The sequence below is a fragment of the Robiginitalea sp. genome (assembly GCF_049588695.1).
Classification (GTDB): Bacteria; Bacteroidota; Bacteroidia; order Flavobacteriales; family Flavobacteriaceae; genus Robiginitalea.
The window spans coordinates 1-4,660 of sequence record NZ_JBAVZJ010000312.1; the positions used below are offsets into that span (position 1 = coordinate 1).

Consider the following 4,660-nt stretch of genomic DNA (forward strand, 5'->3'; position numbering starts at 1 on the left):
ACGTACTGGGTTTTAAATTTCAACAATATGCCCTGCTGGATTATGCCCTACAGGCCTACAGGCGTTCTATGGAACTGAATCCCGAACTCGATTACAACACCCAGATTGCGCGGATTTACGGGGAACAGGGAGAAGTAGCCTTGATGTATGAAGCCTATATGGACCTCATTTCGCAAAGGGAAGAAATCAAACCCAATGTCCTGAGGGTACTCCAGGGATTTGTCTCTTCTGATCCCGAAAATGAAAATAATGTGCTGCTTCGAAAAACCCTGCTGACCCGGGCCCAAAGTGATCCCAACCCGCTCTGGAATGAGATGCTCAGTTGGCTCTTTATCGAACAACAACAATACGGGAGTGCCCTAAGCCAGGAGAAAGCCATTTACAGGCGGAGGGAAAGCGGAAATCTCGATCGCATTAGCAGTCTGGGCAGAATTGCCGAAGAAGCCAGCGATCTGGAGGCCGCCCGGGATGCTTTTGAGTTTATTGAAAACCAAAGCGGGGATCGCATCGACCAGCTCAATGCAAAATTGCACCTTATCGATATCGGGCTGCTCGAAAATACTTCTCCCAATCTGGGAAAAACCCAGAAGACCTATGAATCCCTGTTGACGGAGTACGGGTACGATGTGGCGTCCATTCAGCTGCAGATTAGTTATGCCAATTTCCTGACCTTTCGTATGGAGCAACCCGATGCAGCCATTACCATCCTGAAAAGGAGCCTGGAGCAACCTTTACCCGAATACACAAAAGGGTATGTAAAACTGAATCTCGGTGACATCCTTGTCTACAATCAGCGCTTTAACGAAGCCCTGATCCTGTTTACACAAGTCCAGAAGGACCTGAAGAATGATGTCATGGGGCAGGAGGCGCGTTATAAGGTCGCGCAGACGAGTTTTTACAAAGGAGATTTTGATTGGGCGCTCACCCAGCTCAAGGTACTCCGAAATTCAACTTCCCAGCTAATCGCAAACGATGCGATGCAGCTGAGCCTGATTATTTCGGACAACTCTTTCGCGGATTCCACGCAAACCGCACTTCGGAAATACGCCCAGGCAGATCTGTTATCCTATCGCAAAAAAAACACTGAGGCGCTCAACGTCCTTGAGGAATTGCTGCTCACGCACAAGGGGGAAAGCATCGAAGATGAAGCACTACTGATGCAGGGGAAGCTCCTGGAGGAAGTTGAAGACTACTCAGGAGCGCGTATGAGCTACCTGAAGATTACAGAGTTTTATGACGCTGATATCCTGGCCGACGATGCACACTTCAGGCTGGCCGAGCTCTATCGCACAAAATTGGATGCGCCCGAAAAAGCCATGGAGCACTACAGGGAGATTATCTTCCGCTTCCAGGACAGTTATTATTTTCCACAAGCGCGGAAACAATTCCGAATACTCCGGGGAGATCCGGTGAATTAAGTTATAAGGACAACGCCCATGTACATTTATAACGTTACAATCAATGTAGATCCTTCCATTCACGACGCCTGGCTGGAGTGGATGAATCAAATCCATATCCCGCAAATGCTGGGTACCGGGAAATTCAGCTCCGCACGAATGTGTCGGGTCCTTGTCGAGGAGGAGATGGGGGGATTCACCTATGCCGTACAATATCAAACCCAAAGCAGGAAGCAACTCGAAGCGTACTACACTGAAGATGCAGCGGCTATGCGACAGGATGGCTTTGACCGGTTCGGGGAGGCGTTTGTCGCTTTTCGTACCGAACTTGAAATTATAAGCGATCACGGATGAAGAACAGGCAGCGCACTCAAAGGCAGGGCAAAAAACACAGTAACCGCCATGAGCGCTCTGAGGTCCGACCCAAAAAACACCTGGGCCAGCATTTCCTGAAAGATGTGACCATTGCGGCCCGCATTGCGGAAACCCTGGAACTCACTAAAACCGCCAATGTCCTTGAAATTGGTCCGGGAACGGGCGTTTTAACTGAATTTTTACTGCAGCGTCCCATAAAACTTATCGCCGTTGAGCTCGACCGCGAATCCGTGGAGTACCTGCATACCCGATACATTCCACAACTCCCGGAAGCTACGAGAAAAAGGTTTTTGGAAGTTGTGGAAAAGGATTTTTTAAAGATGGCCCTGGAACCCCTCTTTTCCGGGGAACCCTTTGCCATTACAGGAAACTTTCCCTACAATATTTCCACACAGATCGTTTTCCGGCTCCTGGAGCACCGGGATCGTATACCGGAATTCAGTGGGATGTTCCAAAAAGAAGTGGCAGAACGAATCTGTTCGGGTCCGGGAAGCAAAGTCTATGGTATTCTCTCTGTTCTGGTACAGGCATTTTACAAAGCTGAATATCGCTTTACCGTTCCCCCGGAAGTCTTTGATCCACCCCCGGCCGTATCCTCAGGAGTGCTGCATTTGGCACGACGGGAAACCTGGCAACTCCCCTTTGAAGAAAAAGTATTTTTCCATGTCGTAAAATCCGCCTTCAACCAAAGACGCAAAACGCTGCGCAATAGCCTGAAAAGCCTGAATCTCTCAGAGAATCTAAAAGAAGATACTATATTTGGCAGACGCCCGGAACAATTGAGTGTCTCGGAATTTATCACCCTGTCACAGCGAATCTCGGATGACGCCCTTTAAGCTTACAGAAGAACTTCTCACCTCCATTGAGGCCTATATTGACCAGCAGGACAATACGGCCCTGAGAACCATGATGGAGGAGTACCACTATGCGGACATTGCCGAAGTAATCAACGAGCTCACTGAAGATCAGGCTACATATCTGATCAAACTCCTCAATAGCGAACAGACCTCTGACGTGCTTACCGAGCTCGATGAGGATTTACGAGAGGACATCCTGAGTAACCTTTCTTCAAAAGAGATTGCCGGGGAACTCGAAGAACTCGATACAGATGACGCCGCAGATATCGTTGGGGAACTTCCGAAAGAGATCGTACAAGAGGTCATTTCGGCCATCTCGGACCGAAAGCACGCCCGGGATATCGTTGATCTGCTCCGGTACGATGAAAACTCAGCGGGGGGACTTATGGCTAAGGAGCTGGTTAAAGTCAATGAAAACTGGACCGTCCTGAATTGTGTTAAAGAAATGCGTCAACAAGCCGAAAGCGTCACAAGGGTGCATTCCATCTATGTCGTGGACGATGGAGGCCTGCTCAAAGGACGTCTGTCCCTGAAGGACCTTCTGACTGCATCTATGACTGCGCACATCCGGGATGTCTATATTCCAAAAGTAGACTCCGTCAATGTGAATGAAAAACCGGAAGAGGTGGCCAAGATAATGTCAAAATACGATCTGGAGGCCATCCCTGTGGTGGATGAAATCGGCCGTCTGGTCGGCCGGATTACCATTGACGATATAGTGGATGTAATTCGGGAAGAGGCTGAAAAGGACTACCAACTCGCTGCGGGTATCTCCCAGGACGTGGAGGCCGATGACAGTATCTGGGAACTCACGCGTGCCCGGTTGCCCTGGCTGTTTTTAGGGCTGGTTGGGGGTGTGGGAGCCGCCGGAATTATGGGCGGTTTTGAATCCATGATCAGCAACCACGCTATTTTGTTTTTCTTCACTCCCCTGATCGCGGCCATGGCCGGAAATGTAGGCGTACAGTCCAGTGCCATTATCGTACAGGGCCTGGCCAACGACGACCTGAAAGGCAGCATCTCCGACCGGCTGATTAAGGAACTCCTGCTCGCTACCCTCAATGGGCTGATCCTCTCGGCGGTACTTCTGCTTTTTACCTGGGCATGGAAAGGTGATTTTCCGACGGCCCTGGCGATTTCAATCTCCCTGATTGCTGTAATTATTGTCGCCGGAATTATCGGGACGTTTATCCCGCTTTTCCTGCATAAAAGAGGCATTGACCCGGCCATAGCCACAGGACCTTTTATCACAACGAGTAATGATATTTTCGGGATTCTGATATATTTCTGGATCGCAAAGACCGTGCTGGGGATCTGACCGCATACATGTTCAACCTAATATCGCCTGACCCATATGATTAAGGTACTTCACCTGGATGAAAACCACCCGCTCCTCCTGGAAGAATTTGAAAAACTCGGATTTGAAAACCATAAGGATTACACCAGTCCAAGGGAAGTCATCCTGGACAAAATTGGCACCTATCAGGGCCTGATCCTTCGCAGTCGACTACCCGTAGACAAAGCCTTCCTGGACCGGGCGGATAACCTCCGGTTTATAGGCCGTGTAGGCGCAGGGCTCGAAAATATCGATGTGGCCTACGCAAAAGAAAAAGGAATTTTTCTGGCCGCGGCACCCGAGGGAAACCGGGATGCTGTGGGCGAACATACCCTTGGGATGCTGCTGGCTCTTTTCAACAAACTTTGTACGGCCAATGCTGAAGTCCGGGAAGGCGTCTGGAGAAGAGAAGCGAACCGGGGTTGGGAGATTGGAGGAAAAACAGTGGGTATCATCGGATATGGGAATATGGGAAAAGCCTTTGCTCAAAGATTGAGGGGTTTCGGAGCGGAGGTAATTTGCTACGATATCCTTGGAGGTGTGGGCAACGAAGATGCCCGCCAAGTAGGTATTATGGAATTTCAAAAAAGGGCCGATATCGTAAGCCTGCATGTGCCCGAAACCCCAGAGACTATTCAAATGGTGGATTCAGCATTTATTGACGCCTTTCATAAACCATTCTGGCTGCTCAATAC

5 protein-coding genes are annotated in these 4,660 nt (G+C 49.5%); all 5 read left to right on the forward strand.

Annotation, left to right across the window (positions count from 1 at the left end):
* A partial coding sequence (locus WBV75_RS07645) for a tetratricopeptide repeat protein (protein WP_424120039.1) occupies positions 1-1,418 on the forward strand: 1,418 nt, incomplete at its 5' end.
* A gap of 18 nt (positions 1,419-1,436) precedes the next feature.
* The gene (locus WBV75_RS07650) at positions 1,437-1,751 is read left to right on the forward strand and encodes a DUF4286 family protein (RefSeq protein ID WP_424120040.1); all 315 of its coding nucleotides are present in this window, start codon (positions 1,437-1,439) and stop codon (positions 1,749-1,751) included.
* Positions 1,748-2,608, forward strand: a complete 861-nt coding sequence (gene rsmA / locus WBV75_RS07655; protein ID WP_424120041.1) for a 16S rRNA (adenine(1518)-N(6)/adenine(1519)-N(6))-dimethyltransferase RsmA — start codon at positions 1,748-1,750, stop codon at positions 2,606-2,608. Before WBV75_RS07650 ends, rsmA begins: the two co-directional genes overlap by 4 nt.
* A complete protein-coding gene (gene mgtE, locus WBV75_RS07660) occupies positions 2,595-3,947 on the forward strand; it encodes a magnesium transporter (protein WP_424120042.1) in 1,353 nt (450 codons plus the stop codon). Before rsmA ends, mgtE begins: the two co-directional genes overlap by 14 nt.
* Positions 3,948-3,986: 39 nt before the next feature.
* The coding region (locus WBV75_RS07665) for an NAD(P)-dependent oxidoreductase (RefSeq protein WP_424120043.1) at positions 3,987-4,660 on the forward strand (674 nt) is incomplete at its 3' end.